The organism is Trebonia kvetii, from assembly GCF_007827045.1.
In the GTDB taxonomy this organism is placed as follows: domain Bacteria; phylum Actinomycetota; class Actinomycetes; order Streptosporangiales; family Streptosporangiaceae; genus Trebonia; species Trebonia kvetii.
In genome coordinates this window covers 1,103,821-1,129,379 of the sequence record NZ_RPFW01000001.1, presented here as the reverse complement: position 1 = coordinate 1,129,379, position 25,559 = coordinate 1,103,821, and the positions used below count along the sequence as shown (strand labels likewise).

26 protein-coding genes are annotated in these 25,559 nt (G+C 70.8%); 13 read left to right on the top strand and 13 right to left on the bottom strand.

Annotated features, from left to right (window positions below; translation table 11 throughout):
- Nucleotides 1-63 precede the first annotated feature (63 nt).
- Nucleotides 64-2,136, top strand: a complete 2,073-nt coding sequence (locus EAS64_RS05095; protein ID WP_145851497.1) for an HNH endonuclease — start codon at nt 64-66, stop codon at nt 2,134-2,136.
- A gap of 78 nt (nt 2,137-2,214) precedes the next feature.
- On the opposite strand, the gene EAS64_RS05090 is transcribed toward EAS64_RS05095, so the two are convergent.
- Both EAS64_RS05090 and EAS64_RS05085 read right to left on the bottom strand, forming a co-directional pair.
- Complete coding sequence (locus tag EAS64_RS05090) at nt 2,215-2,943, bottom strand: alpha/beta fold hydrolase (RefSeq protein ID WP_145851496.1); 729 nt, start codon at nt 2,941-2,943, stop codon at nt 2,215-2,217.
- Nucleotides 2,930-3,355: a nuclear transport factor 2 family protein gene (locus tag EAS64_RS05085; protein ID WP_187365700.1), complete on the bottom strand. Its 426-nt coding sequence runs from the start codon at nt 3,353-3,355 to the stop codon at nt 2,930-2,932. Before EAS64_RS05085 ends, EAS64_RS05090 begins: the two co-directional genes overlap by 14 nt.
- Nucleotides 3,356-3,457: 102 nt before the next feature.
- Between EAS64_RS05085 and EAS64_RS05080 the strand changes: the two genes are divergently transcribed.
- Nucleotides 3,458-4,042, top strand: coding sequence for a TetR/AcrR family transcriptional regulator (locus tag EAS64_RS05080; protein WP_145851494.1), 585 nt, complete (start codon nt 3,458-3,460; stop codon nt 4,040-4,042).
- 6 nt (nt 4,043-4,048) lie between these two features.
- Here the strand turns inward: EAS64_RS05080 and EAS64_RS05075 are convergent, their stop codons facing one another.
- Both EAS64_RS05075 and EAS64_RS05065 read right to left on the bottom strand, forming a co-directional pair.
- On the bottom strand, nt 4,049-6,250 hold the full coding sequence (locus EAS64_RS05075) for a tetratricopeptide repeat protein (RefSeq protein WP_187365699.1): 2,202 nt from the start codon (nt 6,248-6,250) through the stop codon (nt 4,049-4,051).
- The gene (locus tag EAS64_RS05065) at nt 6,250-7,812 is read right to left on the bottom strand and encodes an APC family permease (RefSeq protein WP_222849000.1); all 1,563 of its coding nucleotides are present in this window, start codon (nt 7,810-7,812) and stop codon (nt 6,250-6,252) included. Before EAS64_RS05065 ends, EAS64_RS05075 begins: the two co-directional genes overlap by 1 nt.
- Before the next feature lie 273 nt (nt 7,813-8,085).
- Between EAS64_RS05065 and EAS64_RS05060 the strand changes: the two genes are divergently transcribed.
- Nucleotides 8,086-10,071, top strand: a complete 1,986-nt coding sequence (locus EAS64_RS05060) for a WD40 repeat domain-containing protein (RefSeq protein ID WP_187365698.1) — start codon at nt 8,086-8,088, stop codon at nt 10,069-10,071.
- A gap of 82 nt (nt 10,072-10,153) precedes the next feature.
- Complete coding sequence (locus EAS64_RS05055; protein ID WP_145851490.1) at nt 10,154-10,492, top strand: hypothetical protein; 339 nt, start codon at nt 10,154-10,156, stop codon at nt 10,490-10,492.
- A gap of 3 nt (nt 10,493-10,495) precedes the next feature.
- Here EAS64_RS05055 and EAS64_RS05050 read toward each other — a convergent pair whose 3' ends face one another.
- Together EAS64_RS05050 and EAS64_RS05045 are read right to left on the bottom strand one after the other, a co-directional pair.
- A complete protein-coding gene (locus tag EAS64_RS05050) occupies nt 10,496-10,894 on the bottom strand; it encodes a VOC family protein (protein ID WP_145851489.1) in 399 nt (132 codons plus the stop codon).
- A gap of 115 nt (nt 10,895-11,009) precedes the next feature.
- Nucleotides 11,010-11,888, bottom strand: coding sequence for an ABC transporter substrate-binding protein (locus EAS64_RS05045; protein WP_145851488.1), 879 nt, complete (start codon nt 11,886-11,888; stop codon nt 11,010-11,012).
- 198 nt (nt 11,889-12,086) lie between these two features.
- Here EAS64_RS05045 and EAS64_RS05040 point away from each other — a divergent pair, with 198 nt between their 5' ends.
- From EAS64_RS05040 to EAS64_RS05030, 3 genes are all read left to right on the top strand, one after another.
- Nucleotides 12,087-12,497 carry a pyridoxamine 5'-phosphate oxidase family protein gene (locus EAS64_RS05040; protein WP_145851487.1) on the top strand — a complete coding sequence of 137 codons (411 nt, stop codon included), beginning with the start codon at nt 12,087-12,089 and terminating at the stop codon, nt 12,495-12,497.
- Nucleotides 12,498-12,588: 91 nt separating this feature from the next.
- Nucleotides 12,589-13,071 carry a hypothetical protein gene (locus tag EAS64_RS05035; RefSeq protein ID WP_145851486.1) on the top strand — a complete coding sequence of 161 codons (483 nt, stop codon included), beginning with the start codon at nt 12,589-12,591 and terminating at the stop codon, nt 13,069-13,071.
- A gap of 165 nt (nt 13,072-13,236) precedes the next feature.
- Nucleotides 13,237-13,833: an amidase family protein gene (locus EAS64_RS05030; RefSeq protein WP_222848999.1), complete on the top strand. Its 597-nt coding sequence runs from the start codon at nt 13,237-13,239 to the stop codon at nt 13,831-13,833.
- Between the two features lie 118 nt (nt 13,834-13,951).
- Here the strand turns inward: EAS64_RS05030 and EAS64_RS05025 are convergent, their stop codons facing one another.
- Entirely contained in the window at nt 13,952-14,674 is a 723-nt protein-coding gene (locus EAS64_RS05025) for a DUF4386 domain-containing protein (RefSeq protein WP_145851485.1), read from the bottom strand.
- A gap of 109 nt (nt 14,675-14,783) precedes the next feature.
- On the opposite strand from EAS64_RS05025, the gene EAS64_RS05020 reads away from it, so the two are divergent.
- The 4 genes from EAS64_RS05020 (at nt 14,784) to EAS64_RS05005 (ending at nt 18,968) form a co-directional block, all read left to right on the top strand.
- Nucleotides 14,784-16,589 carry an AfsR/SARP family transcriptional regulator gene (locus tag EAS64_RS05020; protein ID WP_145851484.1) on the top strand — a complete coding sequence of 602 codons (1,806 nt, stop codon included), beginning with the start codon at nt 14,784-14,786 and terminating at the stop codon, nt 16,587-16,589.
- Between the two features lie 93 nt (nt 16,590-16,682).
- Nucleotides 16,683-17,558, top strand: a complete 876-nt coding sequence (locus EAS64_RS05015) for a tetratricopeptide repeat protein (protein WP_145851483.1) — start codon at nt 16,683-16,685, stop codon at nt 17,556-17,558.
- A 63-nt stretch (nt 17,559-17,621) separates the two neighbouring features.
- On the top strand, nt 17,622-17,999 hold the full coding sequence (locus EAS64_RS05010; protein WP_145851482.1) for a hypothetical protein: 378 nt from the start codon (nt 17,622-17,624) through the stop codon (nt 17,997-17,999).
- A gap of 24 nt (nt 18,000-18,023) precedes the next feature.
- Nucleotides 18,024-18,968 (top strand): 2-hydroxyacid dehydrogenase, encoded by a 945-nt coding sequence (locus tag EAS64_RS05005; RefSeq protein WP_145852357.1) that lies wholly within the window; start codon nt 18,024-18,026, stop codon nt 18,966-18,968.
- Between the two features lie 9 nt (nt 18,969-18,977).
- Here EAS64_RS05005 and EAS64_RS05000 read toward each other — a convergent pair whose 3' ends face one another.
- From EAS64_RS05000 to EAS64_RS04980, 5 genes are all read right to left on the bottom strand, one after another.
- Nucleotides 18,978-19,970, bottom strand: a complete 993-nt coding sequence (locus EAS64_RS05000) for an LLM class flavin-dependent oxidoreductase (RefSeq protein ID WP_145851481.1) — start codon at nt 19,968-19,970, stop codon at nt 18,978-18,980.
- 126 nt (nt 19,971-20,096) lie between these two features.
- Nucleotides 20,097-21,329, bottom strand: coding sequence for an NAD(P)/FAD-dependent oxidoreductase (locus EAS64_RS04995; RefSeq protein ID WP_145851480.1), 1,233 nt, complete (start codon nt 21,327-21,329; stop codon nt 20,097-20,099).
- 28 nt (nt 21,330-21,357) lie between these two features.
- Complete coding sequence (locus tag EAS64_RS04990; RefSeq protein WP_145851479.1) at nt 21,358-21,525, bottom strand: GTP cyclohydrolase I; 168 nt, start codon at nt 21,523-21,525, stop codon at nt 21,358-21,360.
- Nucleotides 21,522-22,217 (bottom strand): helix-turn-helix transcriptional regulator, encoded by a 696-nt coding sequence (locus EAS64_RS04985; protein ID WP_145851478.1) that lies wholly within the window; start codon nt 22,215-22,217, stop codon nt 21,522-21,524. The genes EAS64_RS04990 and EAS64_RS04985 overlap by 4 nt, the downstream gene beginning before the upstream one ends.
- A gap of 44 nt (nt 22,218-22,261) precedes the next feature.
- The gene (locus EAS64_RS04980) at nt 22,262-22,633 is read right to left on the bottom strand and encodes a MerR family transcriptional regulator (RefSeq protein WP_145851477.1); all 372 of its coding nucleotides are present in this window, start codon (nt 22,631-22,633) and stop codon (nt 22,262-22,264) included.
- Between the two features lie 71 nt (nt 22,634-22,704).
- Between EAS64_RS04980 and EAS64_RS46655 the strand changes: the two genes are divergently transcribed.
- Together EAS64_RS46655 and EAS64_RS43345 are read left to right on the top strand one after the other, a co-directional pair.
- The gene (locus EAS64_RS46655; RefSeq protein WP_281283190.1) at nt 22,705-23,109 is read left to right on the top strand and encodes an MFS transporter; all 405 of its coding nucleotides are present in this window, start codon (nt 22,705-22,707) and stop codon (nt 23,107-23,109) included.
- Nucleotides 23,040-24,113, top strand: a complete 1,074-nt coding sequence (locus EAS64_RS43345) for an MFS transporter (protein WP_281283189.1) — start codon at nt 23,040-23,042, stop codon at nt 24,111-24,113. Before EAS64_RS46655 ends, EAS64_RS43345 begins: the two co-directional genes overlap by 70 nt.
- On the opposite strand, the gene EAS64_RS04965 is transcribed toward EAS64_RS43345, so the two are convergent.
- Nucleotides 24,070-25,557 carry an MFS transporter gene (locus tag EAS64_RS04965; RefSeq protein WP_145851475.1) on the bottom strand — a complete coding sequence of 496 codons (1,488 nt, stop codon included), beginning with the start codon at nt 25,555-25,557 and terminating at the stop codon, nt 24,070-24,072. The genes EAS64_RS43345 and EAS64_RS04965 overlap by 44 nt on opposite strands.
- Nucleotides 25,558-25,559: the final 2 nt, after the last annotated feature.

The following is a 25,559-nucleotide window of genomic DNA, read 5'->3' as shown; positions in this document are numbered from 1 at the left end:
GACCCTCGCAGTAGTATTCGATTGGTAACTGAAAGATGATCTTCCCTTCGAACGGGGGCGTTCATGGACTGGCAGGCAGCCGGCGACTGGCAGGGCGGCACGCCCGGCCGGCCCGCGGACCTGCCCGCCCTGCTCGCCGCGTTCGAGCACGGCGGGGCGTGGGAGAGGGCCGCGCCGTCCGCCGCGCTCGCCGTCGCGCTGGAGACAGCCGCCGGGTCGGGCGGCCTCTATGCGGAGGCGGACGCGGACGCCCTGGTCGGGATCGTGCGGCAGTGGGCGGCGGTCGAGTCGTGGGCGGCGGCGGGCATGCTGGGCGCGCTGCGCGCGCTGATGCGCGACGACGACGCCGGCGCCCCGGTGCTGCGCCGCCGCACCGACCTGCCGGGCGGGTGGGACGACTCGCTGACCTACGAGATCGCCGCGGCGCTGGCGATGGGACCGCAGTCGGCCGGGAACCTCGCGAACCTCGCCTGGACACTCGGCATGCGGCTGCCCGGCATCGGGCGCCTCCTGGCCGGCGGGATCCTGACCCGCTCGAAGGCCCGGCTGGTCGCGCAGGTCTTCGAGCCCCTGGATGAGGATGAGGCGGCCCGCGCGGAGGCGCTGATCGCAGGTGAGCTGGAGGGCAAGACCTACCCGCAGGTGGAGCGCCTGGCCTGGCGGGCGGCGCTGGCGGTGGCGCCGGACGCGGCCGAGCGGCGGCGGTCGCGGGCGGAGCGGGCCGCGCGGGTGACGGTGTTCCGTGAGCAGGCCGGCACGGTCGGCATGTCCGGCCGTGACCTGCCGGCCGCCGAGGCGCTGGCGGGGCACGCGAACGTGGCGGCCCGCGCCGCCGTGTACGCGGCGTCCGGGGCGTTCCCCGGCCAGGACACCAGCCGCCTGCAGGCGCAGGCGTATCTCGATCTGCTCGGCGGCGTCCCGGCCGCCGACCGGATCGCGTTCGCCGCCGCCGCCGCCGGGGCGGAGCCGCCCGGTGAGCCCGGCCCGGACGCCGCCGGCCACGATGGTGATGATGTCTGGTTCGGCGGGGACGACGGCGACGGCCCCGGACCGGGCCGCGGTGACGGTGGCGGCGGCAGCCCGGCTCCCGGCCTCGGCCCCGTCGCCGGCACCGGCGACATTAGCGGCGGCCCCGATCCCGGCGGCGGCGACGATGACGATCCCGCCGATGACGCCGACGATGACATCCCCGATCTCGGCGACGATGACGACGGCCGCATCCTCGAGCCCGGCGGCGACGACGCTGACCATTCTGCCGATGACCCGGACGACGACATCCCCGGTCCCGGCGACGATGACGACGACATCGCGGATCTAGGCGGCGATGGCGGCGGTCCGGGCGAGCAGGAAGTTCCTGAACCGCCGTCCCCGCCACTGGCCGAGGTGACGGTCCCGCTGGCTACCCTCCAGCGCCGGGCGGAACGCGCCGGGGACAACCGGCTGCTCGGCCCCCTCGACCCCGCCCTGGCCCGGCAGCTGGCCGCCGCAGCCGCCCGCTCCCCGCACTCCCGCTGGGAAATCATCATCGTGGACGAGCACGGGTACGCCATCGGGCACGGCATCGCCCGCCCCGCCCGCGGCCGACCCGGCGGGCCGCAGCCGCCGGGCCCCGGACCGAGGCCCGCCCTGGGCGCGCTGCCCGCACGGGTCAACCTCACCATCACCGAGACCCGTCTGCGCCAGCTAGCCCAGGCCGCCCAGCCAAGGTCCGGCGCCCCGCCGGGCGACTGGCACCTAACCCCGCGGAAACCGGGAACGTGGGCACTGACGCTGCCCGGCGGCCGGCAGCTGAGCGTGCGGTTCGACGTCGTGCCCACGCATCACTGCGACCACCGCTATCAGACCAGCGCCTACCAGCCGGGCGACCGGCTGCGCCGCCTGGTCCAGGTAAGAGACCACCAGTGCACGTTCCCGACCTGCTCCCGCGCCGCCCGCGAGTCCGACTTCGAGCATGCGGTCCCGTACGACAAGGGCGGCAAGACCGACGCCTGCAACGCCGGCGCCCGCAGCAGACGCTGCCACCAGGTCAAGCAAACCGCAGGCTGGACCGTCACCCAGCCCAAGCCCGGCTGGCACCAGTGGACCACTCCCGCCGGCCGCACCTACACCCAGGAACCCTGGCGATACACCGCCTGACCCTGTGAACTGGCCCGCACCTGGGCGGCCATCGCCAGGATCGTGTCGGCCACGACGCCGGGCCGGTTCCTGGGGATGTTATGGCCGGTGCCGTCGACAACGACATGGCGACCCCGCGGGGCTGCCGCCGCGAGCCCAGCCTGCAGACCCGTCCAGTGCGCGCGGAATCGGCGGGGAAACCCGCGAGCAGCGCTCAGCACGACAACGGGCACGTCGGGAAACTGCCTCGGGCAGGCGCGCAGCTCCCGCAAACGCCGCGAGGGTCACCGGGGCATCATCGTCCAGCTCATCGGGAACGACGGCGCGCACGATCCGCCATCCCCACCGGAAGGCAAGAGGCAGCCCGCTGTCCATCTCCTCATGCCCCGGGTCCACCAGGACCAGGCCCGCAACCAGTTCAGGCCGGCGGAAGGCAAGCAGCTGGACCAGGACGCCGCCCCAGCTGTGTCCGGCGAGCACGCACGGACCCGCCGTCAGCCCGGCAATGATCGCGGCGAGGTCGTCGACCTGGCGATCGATGGTGACCAGGCCGGGCGCGGGGGTGCTGCCGCCTAGCCCGGCCCGGTCGTGGGCGACGACGCGAACGTGCGGGGCCAGCAGCGGGATGACTCGCCCCCTGGCCGCGGCCGCGTTGCCGAGCCCAGCCTCGAGCACGATGGCCGGCTCACTGGCGCCGACGCCGGCCTCCACCCGCCGGACGACCCGCGGCACGACCTGCCGCGCGACCCGCCGCTCGACCCGCCGCGCGACCCCCCGCGCGACCCCCCGCGCGACCCTGCCTTCGGTACCCGCGTCAGCTCCCCGCACGCGCGTCCTCCATCAGCTCCTGGAAGACCCGGGGATCGGCGAAGTCGCGGAAGAGCGCGATACGGCCGTCCTGAATCCGGAGAACCTGGATGGACGTTGCCGTCAGCGACCGGCCCGTGGCCGTGACGGTCGCCTTCGCCCGCATCTCCGCGACAACCACCGACGGGTCCTGCGTCTGGTAGAGCTCTGTCACCTCAAGTTCCTCGATCCGCAGCGACGACGCCATGACCTGCTGGGAGTACTCGCGGATCGCCTCCCGGCCCGCGATCCGCACGGGCGTGCCCGGCGGCCCGTGGAAGCAGAACTCCATCACCGCATCGGGAGCGAACAGGTCAGCCAAGCCGTCGGCATCGCCGCTCAAGATGAGCTGGCTGCGGCGGGCTAGGACATCGGCGGGTGTGGTGGTCGGCATGTCGGCGGATCCCTTCATTCGGAGACGGTTCGCTCAACAAGCGTTCATTGAACAAGCGTAGAACGAAGAGGAGCGCTCGGTCAACACCCGTAGAATGAACAAATGACCGCTCCAAGGCCCAACTCGCGCGCTGAGCAACGCCGTCGCACCGAAGCGCGCATCCTCGACGCCGCGACCCAGGTCTTCTTCAGCGCCGGGTACGACAGGGCCACCATCCGGGCGGTGGCTTCGGCCGCGGGAGTCGACGCCGGCCTGGTCATGCACTACTTCGGGTCCAAGCAGGAGCTGTACAGGCGAGTTATCGACACCGCCCCGGTCCCCGAGGTCAGCGGGACGCCCGCCGAGGCCGCCGAGCAGATCCTGGCCGGCCTCGCCAGCCGGCTGGCGACCCCGGCCACCGCGTCGCTGGCCCTGCTGCGCTCGATGCTGACCAATCCCGAGGCCGCCAGCGCCGCCAGCGCCGGCATCGCCCGCTACGAGGCGGAGATCGCCCAGGCCATTCCCGCCGGCGACGCGGACCTGCGGGCCGCGATGATCACCGCCATCACCCTCGGCATCACGGTCTCCAGGCACCTCATCAAGTCCGACGTACTCGCCACCGCCAACCCGGACCAGATCATCGAGCTACTGCGCCCGGCCCTGCATTCGCTGACCGGTTCTACCGGGAACAGCGAGCCGGGAGCTTAGCGGCTGTCACTCCTCGCCGATGTCGGCCAGGATCTCACGCAGTTCGATGATCAACGGATCGTCGTGCGGTAGCACCCGCCGCAGCCGGTCCACCGTGTCGCGAAGCAGCGCTCGTGCGTCGCCATACCTGCCGAGTTGCGTGTACACCCGGGCAAGCTCCGCCCGGCTGCGCAGCGCGTCGGGGTGACGGGGGCCGAGCAGCCGCTCGAAGCCGATCCGCGCCTGCTCGTAGACCCGCTCTGCCGCCACTGCCTTGCCTGTGCGCTGGTAGGCGGCGCCGAGGCTGTACCGCGCCCGGACCGTGTCCAGGTGATCAGGACCGAGAGCACGCTCCCGGTCGGCGACCACCCGCTTGTAGGCCGACACCGCCTCCTTTGCCATGCCGCTGGCGAAGTAGGCATCGGCCAGGCCCTTGCGGGTGGTCATTGTCTGCGGGTGGCGCGATCCCTGGGCGCGCTCGCGGTCGGCGAGTGCGCGCCGATAGAGCGCGATGGCGTCAGCGAAGCGGCCTGCGGCCAGGTAGGCGGCGGCGAGTTCGTCGCGTGCCCCGATCGTGTCGGCATGCTCGGTGCCGAGGACCTTCTCGGAATCGCCGAGCGCGCGGTCCAGGATGGAGATGGCGCGGTGGACCTGGCGGGCCGCGACAAGAGCGTGGCCAAGGCGGACCCGCGCACCGATCACCTCATGGTGATCCGACCCGGGCTTCATGGCCTGGCTTGCGTCGACCAGCCGCTGGAACCAGTCGACCGCCTCGTCCTCGAGGCCGGCCGCCAGGCAGGCCTCGGCAAGCCGCTGCCCGGCCAGCAGCGTGTGCGGGTGGCCGGCGCTGAGCAGCTGACCGCTGGTCGTGACCAGGTCGCTCCAGTGGTCTACCGCGGGACCCGTCAGGCGGGCGTGGTCCAGGCTGTCCCCGGCTCGCAGCAGCACGGGGTGGCAGCCGTCGGCCCATAGCCGGTTCCCGGCGATCCGGCGCAGGGTCGCCGTGCAGGATCGCAGGCCGGAGGTGGGCCAGCCGGGCTGCTCCGTTTCTGGCCAGGCCTGCAGCAGCGAGTCCGCTGCCACCCAGGTCACCTGGTCAAGTGCCCCTTCTGGTATCGCGGCGCGCAACGCCGCCTGCAGCACCGGGCTGACCCGGATCGTCGGCGGCGCCGTCTCGGGTGAGATGGTCGCCAGGCCGACGCGTTCCAGTGCCGCCACCGCCGCGCGAACGGTCTCGTCGCCCGCCCAAGCCTCGCCGCCCGCGACGTAGCCGACCGCCGCGGGTGCGGTCAGCACGGTTCCCGGAATGCCGTGCCCGTCGAGCACCGCGACCAGGGCAAGCAGCGCCTGGACCGATCCGCCGGGTGCAAGCTGATTGGCGCGTTCGAACGAGATCATCCAGGTGACAGCGCTGGCCGACGGCGAAGCGCCAGAAGATTCGGCCAGCCGCTGCCGCCAGCCGAGGAAATAGTCGCGGTAGTGCAGGCACGACATCGTGGAGCTGGCAATCACCGCGCTGGCCTGAGCAAGCGCGGCCGGCTCCATGCCCATGTCGCCGACCAGGTCGATCGCGCCGAGCCGCTGGCCAGGGTTGGCCGACAGCCTCCCCATCAGGTAGCCGAGGGCCTCGCGCGAGTTGAACAGCCCGACCGGCAGGACCTTCAAGCCGCGGGGCACGGCCGTGGCGTCGGCGCAGGTCACCAGCACCCGGCCAGTCGGCCCTGACGGCGACAGGCCGTCAAGGTCCGCGGGATCGGCCAGGTCATCGAGGACGACAAGCCATCGACGGCTCGTCTCGTTCAGCCAGCCAAGGAACTGGGCGGTGACCGATTCGCAGCTGATCACCTGCTCCCTGCCGGTCGCGGCGGCTGTCGCCGCGGCGTAGCCGGACAGCACCGCGGCCCGGCTCGTGGCCTGGATCCAGACCAGCAGGTCAAGCTCGTGCGAGTGCCACAGCGACTCGGCGAAGGCCGCGGCGAGTTGTGTCTTGCCCGACGACCTCAGCCACGCGCCAGGACCAAGGCCAGGACCAGAACCGGGACCAGGATCGTCGACTCGATCGGGGATCAACGCGACCGCGGCCCCGGCAGGCAGCGCGGCGGCCAGGTCGGGAACGGTCTCGAACCGTTCCGTGTAACCGTCGGCCACGCGGGGGACGCACCCCGAGCGGACCGGCCAGGACGGTGTGCCGGACATCGCCGCGCCCCGGGGCGGCGCCGCGCTTGTCATCACAGTTCCAGCTCAGGGATTCGCATGGCAGACGTAGTGGAGAGCGTCTGCCTGCGGAAGAAGGCGGGCGCGCTGACCCGCATGTAGACGAAACTAGCCACCCCGGCCAGCGCGGCCAGTGCGGCGATGATGAAGATCCCGCCGATCTGCCAGTGCAGGCCGGGCACCGTCCAGGTGGTGTAGCTGTTGGACGCCACCCAGTCGCTTTGCAGGCTGTAGATCCCCGCCGCGTACATGATCACGCCGCCGAGCACGGGCAGGACGCCGCGCATCCACAGGTTACGGGCGCTGTCGGTCAGCGTGGACCGGTAGTACCAGGCGCAGGAGAAGGCGGTAAGCCCGTAGTAGAAGGCGATGTAGAGCCCGATCGCGGACACGGCGTCTGCGATCGGGTTGCCGCCGGATATGTAGTTCAGCGGGATGTACAGCGCGGCCGCGGCGACCCCCACCACGACCGTGGAAACCGTCGGGGTCAGGTACCGGGGGCTGATCTTGGCGAACTGCTGCGGCAGCGCCCGGTAGGCGGCCATGGACAGCGTGGTCCTGGCGGCCGGCAGGATCGTCGTCTGGGTGGACGCGGCGGCCGAACTGAGCACCATGAGGATCAGCAGCCGGGACAGGACCGTGCCGACCCCGGAGTTTCCGAAGATCGCGCTCCCGGTGACCGACAGCACGTCGAACTGGTGGTCCGGGTTCGTCAGCCCGACACCCTTGCCGCCGACCCCGGCGAAGGACTGCACGGCGAGGATCACAATGGCGTAGGTGAACAGCAGCAGCACCGTCGAGATGATCCCCGCCTTGCCCGGAATCCGGGACTTGTCCGCCGTCTCCTCGTTCACCGACAGCGCGGTGTCCCAGCCCCAGTAGATGAACAGCATCAGGATGATCCCGGACACGAACGCGGACAGCGGCAGGTGCGTCGGCGAGAACCAGCCGAGGCTCGGGTGCAGCGACCCAGGCGGGCTGCTGAAGAACACCCTGACCAGCGCGGTGACCGACATCGCCATCAGCATGACGACCTCGATGGTCAGCAGCACCCGCTGGAACCTGGCCGAGACCTCAATGCCGCGGTAGCAGATGTAGGTCATCGCGGCGATCCACAGCAGGCCGACGAGGAGCACCCAGCCGCCGGAGGCGTTGGCTCCGATCGAGCTGTCAGGTCCCTGGACGAGGAAGAACAGGTACTGCCCCGCCACCTGGGCGAGGCTGCCCATGACCAGGATGTCGGCGGCCACGGTGGCAAAGCCGCCCGCCCAGCCGATCGCCGGCGAGAACGCCCGGGTCCCCCAGATGAACGTGGTGCCGCAGTCGGGGTCGGCCTTGTTAAGCTCGCTGAAGCCGATCGAGCACAGCAGCATCGGCACGAACGCCAGCACGGCGATAAGCGGCGACTTCAGCCCGACGGCGGCCACCACGAAGAACAGCGTCGCGGCCAGGCTGTAGGCAGGCGCCGTCGACGCGACTCCGATGACGACGCTCGACACCAGGCCGAGAGCACCAGTCTTGAGACCCTTTTCTCGCGACTGTTCTGTCGGCTGCATGCCAGTAGCAAACGCTGTCATGATCCCCCCTCACGCGGACCAAACCCGCGGCATGGCGGGAAAACACTGACCGACCCGCTGTCTCCGCGCCCCGCGGATAAACCTGCAGCGTAACGGATGATCGCCGCGCACATCCCCATAATGGGACAATCGCTGAGGGGAAGGCGGAAACCCGTCAACCGTTCCGAAACAGAAGTCAACGTCAGGATGAACGGTTGCGTCCTGACTCACACCCGAAACCGTCTCCCTCGGTTCGCGGCGGCCTCACCCGCCCCGTGATCCATGATGTCGGGTATGGCTGGTTTCGAGCGGGCTGACGTCATGGTGCGGATGCACTTCGGTCCGAACCACGGGATCGCGTTCTCCCCTGACGGTGCGCTGCTCGCCGTCTGCTCGGCACACCACGCCGAGATCATCGACGCCCGGGACGGCCGGGTGCTGCGGCTGATCCGGGGGCACGCGGGGACGGCGGCGGACGTCGCGTTCTCGCCCGACGGCCGCGTCATCGTCACCGGATCCTACGATGGCACCGCCAGGACCTGGGAGGTCGCGACCGGGGCGTCGCTTCGCGTGTTCACCGGGCACACGGGCGGGCTGCACGCCGTCGCGTTCTCGCCAGCAGGGACGCGGGTGGCCACGGCGTCGAGCGATGAGACCGCCCGCGTCTGGGACGCCGCGAGCGGGACGGCCCTTGTCACCCTCGCCGGGCACTTCGGGGGCGCGCGGGACGTGGCGTTCTCGCCCGACGGGACGCGCCTGGCGACCGTGTCCACCCTGACCGCGATGATCTGGGACGCCGAGTCGGGCCAGCGGGTCGCGTCGTTCAGCGGGCACGGCGACAGCGTGACCTCGGTCGCGTTCTCTCCGGACGGGACGCTCGCCATCTCCGGCTGCCTCGATGGCGAGGGGTCACTCGACAGCATGGCGTGCGTCTGGGATGCCGCGACGGGGAAGGAGAAGTCGGCGCTCAGGGGCACCTACGGCGGCGTTCATGACGTCGCCTTCGTCCCGGGCACCTCTCTCGCCCTGACCGCGACGCATGACCCCGGCGTGCGGGTATGGGACGCCGTCACCGGCGCGGGCCGCGCTCTGCTCAAGATCGCCGACGAGGTGAACGCCCTGGCGGTGTCCGCCGACGGCACGCTCGTCGCGGCGACGACCACGATCACCGCGCGGACGTGGCAGACCGCCACCGGCGAGCCGGGCCGCACGATCAGCGGACGCCACGATCACCTGACCGCGATCGCGTTCGCGCCGTCCCGCGCATTCCTGGCAATCGCGTCCACCGACAAGACGGCGACCATCTGGGACGTCGCGACCGGCGTCCCCGTGCGGACCCTGGCGGGACATGGGAGCTCCGTCACCGCCGTCGCGTTCTCCCCCGAGGGCGCGTCCGGTGCGGTCGCGACCGGCTCGCTTGACGGCACCGCCCGGATCTGGGACGCGGCCACCGGACAGCCGCGCCGCACGCTTGCTGGGCACTCATCGTGGATCAAGGCGCTGGCGTACGCGCCGTCGGGGACCATGATCGCCACCGGGTCCGGTGACAACACCGCCCGCACCTGGAATGCCGTGACGGGCGCGGGCCTGGCGACGCTGCGCGGGCACGGCGGCCAGGTCACGGCGGTCGCGTTCGCGCCGGACGGGGCGCAGATCGTCACCGCCTCAGATGACAGAACCGCCCGCGTCTGGGATGCCGCGAGCGGGGTGCACATCCGAACGCTCGGCGGGCACGACTCGTGGGTGCAGGGCGTCGCGTTCTCCTCGCGCGGCTTGATCGCCACCGCCTCGTGGGACAACACGGCCAAGATCTGGGACACCGCAGGCGCCTGCCTGGCAACCCTTACCGGGCACTCCAGAACGGTGGAGGCCGTCGCCTTCTCGCCGGACGGGGCGCTGCTCGCCACGGCCTCAGCCGATGCGACCGCCCGGGTGTGGCACGCGGCGACCGGCGAGCACCTGGTCACGCTGGCCGGGCACGACTACACGGTGCGAGCCGTGGCGTTCTCGCCGGACGGGGCGCTGCTCGCCACGGCCTCGGCCGATGCCACCGCGCGGTTGTGGGACGTCGCGAGCGGGGCGCACCTGGCCACCCTGGTTCCCCTGCCGTCCGCTGGGTACATCACGCTGCTTCCTGGCGACCGCTACAAGCTTGGCGGCGACCCAGGCGACTGCCTGTGGTGGGCGGCCGGACTCGACCGGCTCGGCCCAGACGAGGTGCACAGCCGCTTCCCGGGGATCCGCCGGCTCCCGCCCGCCGCGCCGATCCTGCCCGCCTGATGCGTTTCCGCTGATCTCTTGCCGCCACGGGACATATGCGCCACTATTGCCCGAAGTGGGATGAATGAGGCAGGTGGTCTCGATGGACGAGGTCCGTTTCGGATCGAGCCGCGAGGCCGGCCTGCCGTCTCGCCGTCTGCGCGCGCTCGCCGTCGGCGCCTCGGTGGCGGGCGTCGCCGCCGCGGGAGTCGCGTACGCGGTGATAGCGAACAGCGCGCATCACCCGATGACCTCGCAGCCTGCGGTCGCGCAGTCCGCCGCGGCGCTTCCTGATCCGGCCCGCCTGCTGCCGTCGGCGGGCTGTTCACCCGCTCAGGCGGACTGGCCTAGCCTGGCCGGCCTCCCGGCGAGCATGCGCCCCGGCGCGCTGCCGGTCATCGTGGACGCTCAGTTCAGCGGCAGGTGCCTGGCGCCCGGATGAGCCTTACCCGAGCTTCGCCTCGGGAAGGACCGGCTCGAACAGCTCGACGGGGTTGCCCGACGGGTCCTCGGCGATGATCTGCCTGCCGCCAGTTCCGTTGACGATGTCGTTGCGGAACCGGACGCCGCTCTCGTGCAGCTTCCCGACGAGCGTCTCAAGGTCGGTGACCTCGATGGAGAACCGGTTCCAGCCGCCAGGGGCTGGCATCGTGCCATCGGCCATGGCCTGCCCGCCGCCCGGGCCGCCGCCCGGCGCGCTGAGCACCAGGCGCAGGTCGCCACGCGACAGCATCGCGAAGGCGGGGGCGGGATGCATCACCTCGGTAAAGCCCAGGTGCTTGGTGTAGAACGCGATCGCGGCGTCAACGTCGTAGACGATGTACCGGACGCTCACCGTGGCCATGGCAGACCTCCCATCGAATGTGATCACGGAACTTTTGATCCTGGCGGAGCTTTTCTACCCAGATCTGGTAGCAAAGTTCCGTTGAAATCCGAAGTTCCGTGATCATGCCCAGGCGTCAGGCGAGGGCGGCCTCGTCGTAGCCGAGCAGTGCGGATGCGCCGTCGAAGAGTTCGTGCGACTCGATCCACTGCTGGGTCTCGGCGAAGACTTCCCTGGTGTATGGCAGGAACACGATGCGCTCACCGGTGCCGAACGCCCGCACGTCGACCTGGTCCCGGTATTTCTCTGGCACGGACCGCAGGTGGTAGTGCTTGTACTGCTCCGGGTGGATGTCGATGTCCATCTGCGCCCGCCGCAGGGCGGCGAGGTACTTGTCCACGTCGGCCTTGCTCGCGCCGGTGCCGGAGACCAGGAATCCGATCATGAACGTGGCGTCGATGACCTTGCGGAACCCGAAGGCCTCGGCGATGTAGAGGGGTACGCCCCACACGACAGCCGCGGGCACTCGCCGCTCGAGCAGCGTGTCGAGGCGCTCGTTGGGCGGACCCTGGAAGGTGAGCTTCATGTCGCCAGGTGCGAGCACATCCTCGAGTGCCTGCACGGCGGCGAAGTGGCTGCCGGAGTGATAGCCCACCCCGATGGGCACCCCGGCTAGGTCCTCGGGACGGCGGGCCGGCGACTCGGGCGGCACCACGATCGCGCACGGCGCCACCGAGTAGGCGGTGGTCACCAGCTGGCCGCTCCGCTCGCGCGCGGCGGTGTTCGTGGCCCAGTGGCAGGCACAGCTGACATCGGCGCCGTCGCGGCCCGCGCCGAACGTCTCGAACGCGCCGGTCTTGATCTCTCCGCCGTCGTCCCGCCGGACGGCGCCGGCGCCGACGCCGTAGTCGCCGGTGATCACGAAGCTGTACTCGAGCCCCTCGGCCGCGAAATAGCCCTTTTCCTCGGCGACCCATTCCTGCAGCCGACCGTGCGGCATGATCTTCAGCGCCATCAGCAGCCTCCTTGCTCGTCAGGCGAAGTCAACGTAGCTCGCCGCCTCGAACAGGGTCAAGGCGGCGGACATCGCCGCCCACTGACCTTGGTCATTCGGGACGGCACGGCTAGGCGGGACCTCTGGCCGCAGCGCCCGCCAGGGCCCGCGCGCCACGCTGAGTTGTGAGCATCGGCGTCGGCAACGGAGGTGGGGCAGATGACTACCCGGACAGTCCGGAAACTGCGGGCCCTCAGCCCTGGGGAGTGCCTCGACCTGCTTGAGCCCGGCGGCGTCGGCCGCGTAGGGGTTATGTCTGCCGAGGGGATCGTGATGCTGCCGGTCAACTACGCTATCGCGGCGAAGACCGTCGTCTTCCGCACCGCACCGGACACGCTGCTCGCGGCCCAAGCCAATGGCCCGGCCAGCTTCGAGGCGGACCGCATTGACGAGGCGAGCCGCGAAGGCTGGAGTGTACTGGTACAGGGCCGCGTGCACGTGGTCTCGGGTGAGCGCGAGGTGCAGAGCCTTGAGCGGGAGACTCGCCTGGAGCCCTGGGCAGATGGCGCCCGCGACGTATGGGTACGGATCACCCCGGTCCGCATCACCGGGCGCCGGCTGGGGCCGTAGACCCCTGCCCCGGGGACCTATGCCTCTGCCGCGCGGCCGGGCGGAATGCTGTGCTGACTGCATGATGACAGGCGCGAAGATCATACTGGACATGGGGATGGATGCCGCGCGTGACAAGCTGGCCGGCCTGGCCGGGGCCAGCTGGATCATGAGCCTTCCGCAGCGACGGGCGGCATACGCCCAGCATCCCGCCGGGAGAGGGCTGCCCGGGCCACGCGCAGACGGCGGAGCGGGACTGGTGGCGGTCATGTTCGGCGCCATGGCGGCCCCTGCACCGGACCGCATTGTTCTTCCGGTCACCTGGGAACCAATGGAGCCGGGCGACGAGTTCACCGTCCAGTTGGACGGCAACATCACCCTGGCCCACGCAACGGAACACGGACATAGCGCGCTGACTCTGGCCGGAGCCTGCCCGCGGCCGCCAGGTGCCCTGACCGCGGACGCCCGCGAGCAGGTCAGGCTCGAGCTCATGGAGGCGTCGCGGGAGTTCATCGCCAGCGTCGCCCGCGAACTAGTCCACACCGCCGGCCCCGGACCGGAGCAGGATCTCACCGGTCCGTCCTGGGCATGGTGAACCGCAGCCTGCCTCGAGACTCCCACCGCTAACCCCGGCCGCAACTCCGCCAACTGCATTTAACTGCCCGGATGCCGGGCGGCTGACGGCGGCAAGAAGAACAAGACTGTTTCTTCCGGATCTCCCGCCATAGATTTCCGAGGAACCGCGAGCGGAGGGAACGCGATGACGGAGCTGTGGGCGCTAGCGGCGTCCGATCTGGCCCGGCTGGTGGGCCGGCGGGAGGTCTCGGCCCGTGAGGTGGTGCAAGCGCACCTGGACAGGATCGGGCAGGTGAACCCGGCGGTGAACGCGGTCACCGCCGTGCTTGACCGGCAGGCACTCGAGGCCGGCGACGCGGCCGACACCGCGCTGCGGCGCGGTGAGGACCCTGGGCCGCTGTGCGGGGTGCCGATGACGGTCAAGGAGAACATCGACGTGGCCGGGTCGCCGACGACGCAGGGGATTGCCGCACTGGCCGCTGCGGTCGCGCGGCGGGACGCGCCGCATATCGGCGAGCTCCGCGCGGCCGGGGCGATCCCGGTCGGCCGGGGGAACATGCCGGAGTTCGGGATGCGCTGGCATACGACAAGCGCGCTGCGCGGCGCCACCCGCAACCCATGGTCGGCGCAGCGCACGCCAGGCGGGTCAACCGGCGGGGACGCCGCCGCGGTGGCCCGCCGCCGGTGGAAACGGTGGCGCCAGGGGAGTTCGCCCGGTTCTGGGAGCTGTTCGAGCCAGCATGGACGGCTGCCTCCGGCAGCCCGGCGTTCGACCCGATGATGGAGCGGGCGGCGATCGCGCACGCCTGGCATGCCTGGATGCGGGACGCGCGGGCCGCGGTTCCGCGAGGACCTGTGCCTGGACGCCGCTGCGGCCATCGAGGAACGCACCGGGCCGCTCACCCCCGTAGCTCCGCGACCGTAGCCGAGGTAACGGCCGCGGTGATGGGAGATGGCCGGAAGCCCTTGAACGTGAGCCAGATCCCGATCGAGAACTCGAAGAGGGCCTCGGGCAGTACCAGGAGGAACGCTGCCGGGGACACCTGCGAGAACACCCCGAACAGTTCCGCGGTCGCCGCGACGAAGGCGAGGCTGCCGCCGGCCAGGCCGAGCACGGCGATCGGCCGTGGCACAAGGCCAGACCGGTACATCAGGTAGCCGAGCATCAGCCCGCTTTCGATTCCGGCGCAGTAGCCGGACCCGAGCAGGAACGTCCACTTGTGCACGGCGACGAGCGCCTTGCCGGCGATGACGAAGGTGCCCGCGTCGGTGCCGCCGCTGCCCGCGAAGTCCCGCCGCATCGTGACGACCGCCAGCAGGCTGATGATGCCGACGGCGATGATCGTGGACTCGACGATCCGAGCGGCGACGAAGCCAAGGGCGATGCCCTCGTTCTGCCGCTTGACGACGGGGAAGATCGCGACGGCTGTCCCGATGCCCGCGATGGCGAGGAGTATCTCCAGGAACGCGCCCGCGAATACGCGGGTGTCGGCGCCTGAGCCGAGGATGTAGTGGGTGTCGTTGAGCACGGGCCCGTAGAGGATGAGCGCGGGAATCGAGGTAATGAAGGTGACGAGGTAAAGCACGCCTGTGACGAGCGCGGTCTTCCTGAGCGAATCCATCTGTGTCTCCCTGGAACTGCACGGTGCCTTCGGTGCAAGAGTCCAGGGCAGGCCTTTCGAGGGCCTTTCATAACGCTGTCCGCAATGGTCAGGCGCTACTGTTCATGGCATGGAGTTCCGGGTCCTCGGGCCGCTGGAAGTCGTGCAGGGCAGCCGCCAGCTGCACGTCAGCGGAAGCAGGGAACGCGCGCTCCTGGCCATCCTGGTGATTCACGCCGGCAAGGTTGTCTCCGGCGACCGGCTGATCGAGGAACTGTGGGGCGGCGACGTACCCGGCAACCCGGCGAACGCCTTGCAGGTCGTGGTGTCCCGGGTCCGCAAGGCCCTGGAGGTCCCCGACGGCCCGGGCCCCCTCGTCACCAGAAGGCCCGGCTACCTGCTCGACGTACGCCAGGAAGAGGTGGATGCCGGAAGGTTCGGCCGGCTGGTGGCGGAAGCCAGGCAGGCCGGGCCCGGCGACAAGCCGCGCGCGCTTGCGCTGCTTGAGGAGGCGCTCGGCCTGTGGCGCGGCGCGGCGCTCACCGAGTTCGCGGCGGCGGGATTCGCGCGGAACGAGATCGGCCGACTCGAAGAGGAACGGCTCCGCGCCATCGAGTTGAAGGCGGAAGCGGAGCTAGCGCTCGGCAGGGACGCCGGGCTCGTCGGGGAGCTGAGCGCGCTCGTGGCCGGCAATCCGCTGCGGGAGCGGCTGCGCGTCCAGCTGATGCTTGCCCTGTACCGGTCGGGCCGACAGGGCGACGCACTGTGCGTCTTCCAGGAAGGCCGCGGCGTCCTCGCGGAGGAGCTTGGCGTCGATCCCGGTCCTGAGCTGCGCGAACTGCACCAGCGGATCCTGCTGCAGGACGCTTCCCTCATGTCCCTCATGGCGGCGCCGGAAGAAAGGTCACCGTCCCAGGGCAACCTGCCGGTCCCGGCGACGAGCTTCGTCGAACGGCACGCCGAACTGGCAGGCGCGGAACGCCTGCTGCGCGGGTCACGCCTGGTGACGCTGACGGGGCCCGGCGGCACCGGCAAGACCAGGCTGGCCACTGAACTGGCGACGACTCTGCAAGAGTCCTTCCCCGACGGTGCCTGGCTGGTGGAACTTGAGGCCGTCACCGACCCCGCGACGGTCCTCGATGCCCTGGCAGCGGCCCTCGGTATTGGGGAAAGCTCGTCGCTCGGCGTGGCCGGGCAGGCCCAGCGACCGCTCCTGGACAAGATCATCGGCTACCTGCGCGGCAAGGACATGCTTATCGTGCTCGACAACTGCGAGCACCTGATCGAGGCGTGCGCGCAGGTGGTACAGCGGGTCCTCAGATCGGCGCCCATGACCCGGTTCCTCGTCACAAGCAGGGAACGCCTGGGGGTGGCAGGGGAGGCGCTGTTCGCGGTGCCACCGCTTGGCGTACCGGAACCGCGGGAACAGGCTCACGGACAGATCGCCCAGTCCGAGGCGGTGCAGTTGTTCGCGGACCGTGCCACCGCCGTCCTGCCCGCGTTTGTGCTCGACGACGGCGCCGCCGCCGCCGTGTCTCGCATCTGCCGCCGCCTCGACGGCATACCGCTGGCGATCGAGCTGGCCGCCGCCCGGGTGCGAATCCTGCCGCCGGTACAGATCGCGGCGCGCCTTGACGACAGCTTCGACACGCTCACTTCGGGGAACCGGGGAGTGCTGCCGCGCCATCAGACGCTGCGCGCGGCGATCGACTGGAGCTACCGCCTGCTGGCGGAGCCGGAGCGGGAGCTCTTCGCCCGGCTGTCGGTGTTCGCGGGCGGCTTCACCCTGGAGGCCGCCGAGGAGGTGTGCCAGGACAAGGGCGCCGGGACGGCGACCGTGCTCGAATCGCTTTCCCGCCTGGTCGATCAGTCCCTTGTCAGCTCCGAGGACCGCGGGCAGGCGCGGTTTCGCATGCTCGAGACGCTGCGCCGCTAAGGAGCAGAGCGTCTCGAGGAGTCAGCGGAAGCAGCGGAACTCCGGGGCAGGCACGCGGAGTGCTTCCTGCGGCTGGCCGAACGGGCGGAGCCGATGCTCCGCGGCCCCGGGCAGGCGACGTGGCTGCGCACGCTTGAGTCCGAGCGTGACAATCTCAGCCTCGCCATGGACTGGGCGTTCCGCCACGATCCAGACGCCGCTGTGCGCTTCGCCAGCGCCCTGGCGTACTTCTGGCTGATCGGCAGGCATCGTTCCGCGGTCAGGCAGCGCATCGCGGCGGCGGTTGACAAGGCGCGGGACACGTCGCCCGTCAACCGGGGGCGGATGCTCACCTGGCCGGCCATGCTGGGATGCGTCGAGGGAAGGACCGGCGAGGCGGCCGCGCAAGCGGGAGAGGCCCGCGAGCTTTCCCTGGCGGCCGGCGATCAGTGGGGGCTCGCGCTGTGCGAAGCGGTACTCGGGCTGGCGGTCGGCCTGCGCGGAGAGGTCCGCGAGGCAGGCGAGCTGCTTGAGTCGAGCCGAGTCGGCTTCGGCACGGCCGGCGACGACTGGGGCATGGCGATAGCCACCATGCTCTACGGGTTCGTGACGTCGTTCACGGCTCAGCACGAGCGCGGCACGGCGCTGGCCAGGGAAAGCCTTGACGGCTTCCGAGCGGCGGGTGATCCGTGGGGACAGACGATGTCCCTGGAACTGCTCGGCGTGCTTGCCCGTCGCCGCGGCGCCTTCGCGGCTGCGATCAGCGCGTTCGAGGAGGCCCTCGGGGTCGTCAGGGATCTTGGACTGCGCGACGAGGTGCCCTTCCTGCTCGCCGACCTCGGAGACCTCCACGTGCAGCTGGGCGACTTCGAGACGGCGGCGGTCCTGCACAAGGAGGCCCTGGACCTGGCGCAGGGCACGGGCGCCACGGACGCCGCCGCACTCGCCCGCGGCGGCCTCGCCCTGGCGGCCCGCCGCCAGGGCGACTAAGGACGCGCCAGGGAGCTGTACATCGAGGCCCTGTCCTTTCACCGGGAAACGGCGCGGACGCCGATGCTGGCCAGCACGCTGGCGTCCCTGGGTTACGTGGAGGAACTCCGCGGTGACCTGGACGCGGCGGAAGCCTGCCACCGGGAGAGCCTGCTGCTTGCGCGGGACCAGCCGGACGGAGCCACCGTCGCTCTCGCGCTTGAGGGGCTGGCCTGTGTAGCCGCCGCCAGGCGGCAACCGCGCAGGGCCGCCATTCTGCTTGGCGCCGCGGAATCGGTCCGTGAGGGAGCTGGGACGCCGCTCCCGGCTCAGGAAAGAGCCGATGTCGAACGGGCGACGGAAGCTGCCCTCAGCTCACTCGGCGCGCAGGACCTCGCCGGCCTGCTGGAACAGGGCCGGCGCATGAGCGTCCCGGATGCCGCCACTAGCATGAACGACTGACTAGAAGGAGGGCGCACCGTGCCAGTGGCCTGGGTTCCTTACGCTAGCCGTGCCGAAGCGGAAGGTCGGCTCGGGGGCATCCCCGACGGTCTTGATCTCGACTTCTACCGGGCCGACGGAGACGACTTCCCCGCTACCGCCGACGAGGTCGCCTTCTACGTGCTGCCCTACATGAAGGGCACCTCCGTCCTTGATAAGGTCGGGCAGATGCCGCGGCTCGAGGTCGTGCAGACGCTCACGGCGGGCTACGAGGACGTGCTGCCGCTGCTGCCCGACCAGGTGACGCTGTGCAACGCGGCCGGGCTGCATGACACAAGCACCGCGGAGCTGGCGGTAGCCCTGGCCCTGGCGAGCGGCCGGCACCTGGACTGGTTCGCCCGCGATCAAGTCACCGGCACCTGGGGCCAGCGGCCCGGCAGGGCCCTCGCCGACCAGCGGGTGCTGATCGTGGGTTACGGGCGCATCGGGGCGGCCATCGAGGCCCGCCTGCAGGGCTTCGAGGTCGCCTCGGTCACCCGGGTGTCCGGGCGCGGCCGGAGCGGACCGCCGCTGGTTCACCCGGTCGGCGACCTGCACGGTCTGCTACCGGAGGCGGACGTCGTCTTCGTGGTCGCACCGCACACGCCGCAGACCGAGGGCATGTTCGGCGCGCGCGAGCTCGGCCTGCTGCCGGACGGCGCACTGCTGGTCAACGTGGCGCGCGGCAAGCTGGTGGACACCGCGGCCCTGCTCGCCGAGCTGTCGGCCAGGCGGATCACTGCCGCGCTCGACGTGACGGACCCCGAGCCGCTGCCCGTCGGCCACCCGCTGTGGCACGCGCCAGGAGTGCTGATCTCGCCGCACGTCGGCGGCGCGAGTTCGGCGTTCACGCCCAGGGCGGACCGGCTGATCGCCGCGCAGCTGACCCGGTTCGCGGCCGGCCAGCCGCTGGCGAACGTCGTCCGCCCCGGTCACGCACTGCCTGCCTAGCCAGTGCCGTTACGCAGCCTCGACCTTCGGCATGATCTCTTCCTTCAGCCGCTTGAGATCGTCGAGGGTCTTGGCGACGGGCACGTCCTGGAACGGCGGCCACAGCAGCGGCATCGTCAGCCCGGCCTCCTTGTAGCGCTTGAGCTTGTCGGTGATCTGCGCGGCGGTTCCCGCCAGCAGGTTGCTGCCCTTGCCCATCGGCGCCTGATCGGTCTCTGTGTCCGTGATCACGAACCAGATCATGCTGCAGATCTCGAGATCGTCGATCGAGCGCGAGCTTTCCAGCTTTTCGAGCTCTTCCTTGATGGCGCCGCGCCACTGCTGGAGTTCCTCGGGCGAATCCTGGATGCCGATCCAGCCCGACAGCCCGTACTTGGAGATCCGGCGTGCCGAGCGAGCCGGATCCTTCAGCCCGCTGAAGAAGATCGGCGGGTGCGGGTGCTGCACCGGCTTCCACCCGAAACCGCACCGGTCGAAGTCCGCGAACTCGCCGTGGTACTCGAACAGCTCGTTCGTCCAGATGCCCTGCATGATCTCGATCGTCTCGCGCACGTGCGTGTGCCGCTTGGGGAAGATGTGCGAGGCACTGGCCGCCGCGAACTCCTCGGGCATCCAGCCGGAGCCGATGCCCACGTTGAGCCGGCCGCCGGAGAGGTGGTCCACCGTGGCGAGCTCCGCGGCGAGCACGCCCGGCGAGCGGTACGGCGTGTCGCAGATGCTCATGCCGATCCGCACCTTGCTCGTCTTCGCGGCGAGCCACGGGATCAGCGGCCAGCCCTGGTACCACTGGCCGCGGGAGGACACCGGCAGCGCCTTCGGGAATTCGGCGATCATGCCGAACGAGTACTGGAGCCCCTGGCTATCGGAGATTTCCGGCACGACGATCCGGTCGAGCGTCCAGACGGAGTCGAAGTCGAGCTCCTCGGCGAGGCTGGTGAGGTCTTCGAGTTCCTTGACGGTTACGTGGTCGCGGAAGTTCGGCAGGTAGAGAGCGAGTTTCATGAGGCGGGCCTCCTGAGTATGCGGGGTGTGTGGCTTGTTGCGCGCTCCTGTTCTCCGCGGATGGGATCAATGGATCGATGATCTCCCCTTCCGTGGCCGTCATCAATGGAAGGGGAGCCCGATCTCCTAGCGGCCGGTCTCCTCGAGCGGAATGTCCGGGTTGGCCAGCTTGGCGGTGTCTACGGTGCCGCCGCGCCTGATCAGCGCCTGGACCGCGTCGTTGACGTCCCAGACGTTGACGTTCATGCCGGCCAGCACGCGCCCTTCGCTGAGCCAGAACGCGACGAACTCGCGCCGCTGCTTGTCGCCGCGGAACACCACCTCGTCGTAGCCGCCGGGCTCCACGTAGCCGGAGTACTCCATGCCGAGGTCGTACTGGTCGGTGTAGAAGTACGGCAGCCGGTCGTAGACGGCCTGCTGGCCGAGCATGGCCTTGGCCGCGATGACCGGCTGGTGCCGCGCGTTGGCCCAGTGCTCGACCCTGATGCTGGACTTCAGCAGAGGGTGGTAGGCGCACGCCACGTCGCCCGCGGCGTAGATGTCCGGGTCCGAGGTGCGCAGCGAGGCGTCGGTCAGGATGCCGTTACCGACGTCAAGACCGGCCGCCTCGGCGAGCTGGGTGTTCGGCGTGATGCCGACTCCCACCACCACGGCATCGGCCGGGACATAGCTGCCGTCGGAAAGGCGCACGCCGGTGGCGCGATCGTCAGTGCCAGTGATGTCGTCGACGCCGACGCCCATGCGCAGGTCGACGCCGTTGGCGCGGTGCAGTTCCGCGAAGACCTCGGCCACCTCGGGGCCGAGCACCCGCAGCAGCGGCAGTTTGGCCATCTCCACGATGGCGACTTCGGCGCCGGCGGTGCGGGCCGCGGCGGCCGCCTCGAGACCGATCCACCCGGCGCCGATCACCGCCACGCGTTCCGCGCCCTGGAACGCCTGCCTGATCTGGTCGCTGTCGCCCACCGTGCGCAGGTAGTGCACGCCCGCAAGGCCGGCTCCCGGCACCTGCAGGCGGCGCGGCGACGAGCCGGTGGCCAGCAGCAGCTTGCCGTACCGGACCCGGCTGCCGTCGGCGAGCGTGACCTCGTGCCGTTCCCTGTCGATGCCGGTGACCGCGGCGCCGAGCCGCAGGTCGACGTCGTGCTCGCGGTACCAGTCCTCCGGATGGACGTAGATCGCGTCGCGTTCGGCCTTGCCCATCAGGTAGTCCTTGGACAGCGGCGGGCGTTCGTATGGCCGTTCGTTCTCCTCGCCGAACAGCACGACCGGCCCGTCGAATCCCTCGCCGCGGAGCGTCTCCGCGGCCCTGGCGCCGGCCAGGCTCGCACCGGCGATAACAAGCGCTTCATTGGCGGCCATTGTCTGATAGTCCCTTCGAAGTGAGTGGTCAGCTAGGTACCCCGGCCAGCGCGAAGAAGTCGGCCCGTGACCGCGGGTCGGAACGGAGCGTGCCGAGCAGCGCAGAGGTAACGGTCTTCGACCCATGGGCGAGCGCGCCGCGCAGCGTCATGCACGAGTGCTCGGCCTCGAGCACGACGCCCAGCGCGTGATTCATGTCGTGGGCTCCTCGGTGGATGGCTGGTGTTCTTCGACGGCCACGCAGCAGTGCCCTGGCCGCGGGTCGAGAACTGGCTGCCAGTCAGGCAGGCGCAGGCCGTCGACCATCCCGCAGATCAGCGACCGGTTCATGCCGCAGACGAGCTCGCGATGCCGCTGCGCCAGATGGTGGAAGGGACAGTTGCGCAGCCGGATGACGGCGCCGCCGTCGGTGTCCTGCACGACAGGCGCGTACCCGTGAGCGGCCAGGACGTGCGGCAGGTCGCGTGCTTCGCCGGGCCGCCCGCGCTCCGCGAGCTGAGTCCCAAGCCGGTGCGCGGCGTGCCGCAGCGCGGCGCGGCTGGCTCCGCCCGGGTCTTCCGCGACCGCCTGCACCAGTATCTGGGCGGCGAGCTCGTAGTCGCGCGGCGGCACGGAGACCGCGAACTCGCGATCCGACTTGGCATACAGCTTGGCGGGACGCCCGGCGCCTGGTCCGCTCCGCCCGCCGAGCCGCTGGTAGGTCACGGTCAGCAGCCCGGACTCGACCAGCTTGTCCAGGTGGTAGGCGGCGAGCGGTCGGCCGATGCCCGCCAGGGCTGCCGCCTCGTCCCGGCTCACCGCCTCCGGCCGCGAGATCACCACGTCATACAGCCGCCGGCGTACCGGATCCTCAAGGCTGCTCACCGAGGCGAGATCTCGCGTGGTCATGACAGCACTCTAACACTAAAATCCATTAATTAAAGAGGGGCGGGTCATCCGGCCAGCTCCCGGGAGTCGATCGCCCGCAGGTAGCGGCTGATCGCGTCCCTGTTCCTGCTGAGGCACTGGATACGCGCGTCGATCATCAGGCGATGCTGTTCGAGAGCGGCGATGACACCAGGAGCGGGGTCGGTGAGCACGATGGTGCCGGGATCATCGAGGCAGGGCAGGATGTCCCTGATGATGGCGGTCGGCACCCCGGCGTCGATCAGCCCGCGGATCTGGGTGACCCGCGGCACGTCGGCTGGCTCGTAGGCGCGGTATCCGTTGGCCGACCGATCGGGCCTGAGCAGCCCCTGATCCTCGTAGTAGCGCAGCAGGCGTACCGGCACGCCGGTCTGCCGCGACAGCTCTCCGATACGCATCGAGGCTCCCCTCACGGCACCCGGCCGCCGCTCTTTCCCTCACACTAATGTCAGTGTTTCATCATGAGGCCATGACCATCCATGGGCTGACCCGGGCGCTGCCTGGCGCGCCGGGGGAGCGGGCCGGACGCGGGGCGGCTGCCCTCGCGGTGGTGTCGGTCGCGCAGTTCCTGATCGCGCTTGACTACTCGATCGTGTACCTGGCGCTGCCGAGCATCGCCACGGCCCTGCACATGCCGGCCGGCCTGAGTCAGTGGGTGGTCAGCTCGTATGCCGTGTGCTTCGCCGGGTTCCTGGTGGTCGGCGGCCGCCTGGCCGACCGGCTCGGGCCGGTGCGCATGTTCGTCGTTGCCATGACGCTCTTCTGCGTCGCGAGCGCGGCGGGGCGGCGGCGGGAGACGCGGTCGTGCTGCTGGCCGCGCGGGCGGCGGAGGGTCTTGGCGCGGCGCTGCTGCAGCCCGCGGTGCTCGGGCTGATCGGCACGACGTTTCCCGCGGGACGGCAGCGAACCAGGGCGCTTGCCGTCTGGGCGGCGGTCGGCGCGGCCGGGCTGGCCGCGGGCGCGCTGCTCGGCGGCCTGCTCGCCACGGCCTCCTGGCGCCTGACGCTGCTTGTCAACGTGCCGCCAGCGCTCGCGTGCGTGGCGGCCGCAGGAGGATGGTCCAGAACGGTGGAGCGTTCCACCGCGCCGCCACGCCCCATCCCTTTGCTCGCGGCTGTCCTCGGCACCGGCAGCGTCGTCACGCTCGCCCTGGCACTCACCCTCGGCGGCAGCGACGGCTGGGTATCCGTCCCGGCGCTCGCCTGCCTCGCGACCGCGCTCGTCCTGTCGGCGTGCTTCGTCCGCAACGAGATGACCTCGCGCAACGCCCTCATCGAGCCCTCCTTGCGCGGCATCGGGTCGCTGCGCACGGGCGCCGCGGCGGCCGCCCTGTACATGGCGAGCGTCGGCTCCGAGTTCTATCTGCTCACCCTGCTGCTGCAGACCGTCAGGCACTACACCCCGCTGCGGGCGGGGCTTGCGTTCCTGCCGCTCGCCGCCATGGTGACCGTCGGCAGCGTGGCCGCCGCGCGCGCCGCCCGGCGGCGGTGCCCCGGCACGGTGCTCACCGCGGGATTCGTGTTCGCCCTGGCCGGGCTGTTGTGGATCGCGGCGCTGCTGCACGACGGCTTCTACCCGGTCGGCCTGCTCCCCGGCCTGCTGCTCAGCGGATTCGGCCACGGCATGATCTACACGGCCACGTTCACCGTCGGCACCAGTGGCGTGCCGGGCGAGCACCAGGGGACGGCCGGCGCGTTGCTGACCACCGCGCAGTACCTGGCCGGCGGGGTAACGCTTGCCGTGCTCACCCTCGTACTCGCGCAGTCGCGCGGCTACGCCGGCTTCACGGCCGCCTTCCTCGTCATCGCCGCCGCGGCGGCAGCGGGCGCGCTGCTCACCGTTGCTGGACGATCGCCTTCAGTACCCGGCTCCGGCTAGGGCCGGAGCCGGCTCGGCGGCCTGGGCGCTGGTCGGCCGTGCGGCCCGCCAGGCGGCCAGGGCGGCAAGCACGCCGATTCCGGCAAGCACTGCGGTGGTGACGCCGAACGCGTGGACGGCGGTGGCCACGTGGTGCACGGCCGGGGTTCCGGTGCGCGCAAGCGCCAGGTAGAGCGAGCCGAGGGCTGCGACGCCGATCGAACCGCCGATCGACATCAGGGTCGCGCTGACACCGCTGATATCGGGCGCGTGCCTGGCGGAAACCGCACCGGTCAATCGCCCGGTCAGCGCGGCGAAGTTGATGCCGAGCCCGAGGCCGCCGACCGCGAACAGCGGCGCGAGCAGCGCGTCGCCGCGCACTCCCGCGAACAGGGCGCCGCAGATCGCCGCGTAGGCGGCGGCGAGTAGCAGGCAGCCGGCGGCAGGCAGCCGGCGGCTGGCGGCTGGCGGGCAGCCGCCTGACCATTTGCCCGGCGAGGCCGAACGCGGCTACCCAAGGGACAAGCATGAGGCCGGACAGCGCCGGACCGCGGCCGAGTCCGGCTTGCAGGTACTGGGCCACGGTGAAGAGCAGCACGTAGTAGGTGCCGCTGGCGGTCGTCAGGGCTACCAGGCTCCAGCGAACCACGGGAACGCGGACCAGTTCCACGTCAAGCAGCGGGGTGCCGCCTCGGCCGGCGACCAGTCTTTCTGCCGCGATGAACGCCGCGGCGGCGGGCAGGCTCGCGGCCAGCGACGCCCAGGCCCAGGCCGGCCAGCCGGCCGAGTTGCCCACCGTCAGCGGAACCACGATGAGCAGCACCGTGACCGAGAGCAGCGCCACGCCGACCAGGTCGAGCCTGGACTGCCCGCGGCTGTCGGCCGGCAAGTAGCGCAGCGCGCCGGCCACCGCGGCCACGCCCACCGGAACGTTGATTAGGAAGACCGGCCGCCAGCCCAGGCCTGCCAGGTTCGCCGAGACAAGCAGGCCGCCGAGGACCTGGCCGCTTACCGCGCCCGCGGACAGCGCCAGTGCGTACCTGGAGATCGCCCGCACCCGTTCGGCGCCGGAAAAGTGCAGCTGGATGCCGGTCAGCGTCTGCGGAAACATCACGCCGGCCGCCGCGCCCTGTAGCACCCTGGCCGTGATCAGCACGACCGGGTCCATGGCAAGACCGCAGGCCAGCGATGCCAGGGTGAACAGCGACACCCCGGCCACGAAGACCCGCCGGTAGCCGAATGCCTGTCCAAGCCGGGCGCCGGTGATCAGCAGCATCGCCAGCGCGATCAGGTAGCCGCCGACCACCAGCTGCAGCGCAGCTCCGGACGCGCCCAGGTCGGCGTGAATGGACGGCGTGGCCACGTTCACGATCGTGACATCCGCCTGCGCCATGAACGGCGCGGTAAGCAGGACACCGAGCAGCAGCCAGCGCCGCCGGTTCACTTCCGCTATCCGAGTGCTCATGA

What these genes read in the sequence shown, in the direction of transcription:
- EAS64_RS05035 (WP_145851486.1), top strand. Translation starts at nt 12,589, where the DNA reads ATGGGGATGGATGCCGCGCGTGACAAGCTGGCCGGCCTGGCCGGGGCC.
- EAS64_RS05055 (WP_145851490.1), top strand. Translation starts at nt 10,154, where the DNA reads ATGGACGAGGTCCGTTTCGGATCGAGCCGCGAGGCCGGCCTGCCGTCT.
- EAS64_RS05040 (WP_145851487.1), top strand. Translation starts at nt 12,087, where the DNA reads ATGACTACCCGGACAGTCCGGAAACTGCGGGCCCTCAGCCCTGGGGAG.
- EAS64_RS05000 (WP_145851481.1), bottom strand. Translation starts at nt 19,970, where the DNA reads ATGAAACTCGCTCTCTACCTGCCGAACTTCCGCGACCACGTAACCGTC.
- EAS64_RS05020 (WP_145851484.1), top strand. Translation starts at nt 14,784, where the DNA reads ATGGAGTTCCGGGTCCTCGGGCCGCTGGAAGTCGTGCAGGGCAGCCGC.
- EAS64_RS05010 (WP_145851482.1), top strand. Translation starts at nt 17,622, where the DNA reads ATGCTGGCCAGCACGCTGGCGTCCCTGGGTTACGTGGAGGAACTCCGC.
- EAS64_RS04965 (WP_145851475.1), bottom strand. Translation starts at nt 25,557, where the DNA reads ATGAGCACTCGGATAGCGGAAGTGAACCGGCGGCGCTGGCTGCTGCTC.
- EAS64_RS05050 (WP_145851489.1), bottom strand. Translation starts at nt 10,894, where the DNA reads ATGGCCACGGTGAGCGTCCGGTACATCGTCTACGACGTTGACGCCGCG.
- EAS64_RS05025 (WP_145851485.1), bottom strand. Translation starts at nt 14,674, where the DNA reads ATGGATTCGCTCAGGAAGACCGCGCTCGTCACAGGCGTGCTTTACCTC.
- EAS64_RS04985 (WP_145851478.1), bottom strand. Translation starts at nt 22,217, where the DNA reads ATGACCACGCGAGATCTCGCCTCGGTGAGCAGCCTTGAGGATCCGGTA.
- EAS64_RS05080 (WP_145851494.1), top strand. Translation starts at nt 3,458, where the DNA reads ATGACCGCTCCAAGGCCCAACTCGCGCGCTGAGCAACGCCGTCGCACC.
- EAS64_RS05045 (WP_145851488.1), bottom strand. Translation starts at nt 11,888, where the DNA reads ATGGCGCTGAAGATCATGCCGCACGGTCGGCTGCAGGAATGGGTCGCC.
- EAS64_RS05015 (WP_145851483.1), top strand. Translation starts at nt 16,683, where the DNA reads ATGCTCCGCGGCCCCGGGCAGGCGACGTGGCTGCGCACGCTTGAGTCC.
- EAS64_RS04990 (WP_145851479.1), bottom strand. Translation starts at nt 21,525, where the DNA reads ATGAATCACGCGCTGGGCGTCGTGCTCGAGGCCGAGCACTCGTGCATG.
- EAS64_RS05075 (WP_187365699.1), bottom strand. Translation starts at nt 6,250, where the DNA reads ATGACAAGCGCGGCGCCGCCCCGGGGCGCGGCGATGTCCGGCACACCG.
- EAS64_RS05085 (WP_187365700.1), bottom strand. Translation starts at nt 3,355, where the DNA reads ATGCCGACCACCACACCCGCCGATGTCCTAGCCCGCCGCAGCCAGCTC.
- EAS64_RS05030 (WP_222848999.1), top strand. Translation starts at nt 13,237, where the DNA reads ATGACGGAGCTGTGGGCGCTAGCGGCGTCCGATCTGGCCCGGCTGGTG.
- EAS64_RS04995 (WP_145851480.1), bottom strand. Translation starts at nt 21,329, where the DNA reads ATGGCCGCCAATGAAGCGCTTGTTATCGCCGGTGCGAGCCTGGCCGGC.
- EAS64_RS05060 (WP_187365698.1), top strand. Translation starts at nt 8,086, where the DNA reads ATGGCTGGTTTCGAGCGGGCTGACGTCATGGTGCGGATGCACTTCGGT.
- EAS64_RS04980 (WP_145851477.1), bottom strand. Translation starts at nt 22,633, where the DNA reads ATGCGTATCGGAGAGCTGTCGCGGCAGACCGGCGTGCCGGTACGCCTG.
- EAS64_RS05095 (WP_145851497.1), top strand. Translation starts at nt 64, where the DNA reads ATGGACTGGCAGGCAGCCGGCGACTGGCAGGGCGGCACGCCCGGCCGG.
- EAS64_RS46655 (WP_281283190.1), top strand. Translation starts at nt 22,705, where the DNA reads ATGACCATCCATGGGCTGACCCGGGCGCTGCCTGGCGCGCCGGGGGAG.
- EAS64_RS05065 (WP_222849000.1), bottom strand. Translation starts at nt 7,812, where the DNA reads ATGACAGCGTTTGCTACTGGCATGCAGCCGACAGAACAGTCGCGAGAA.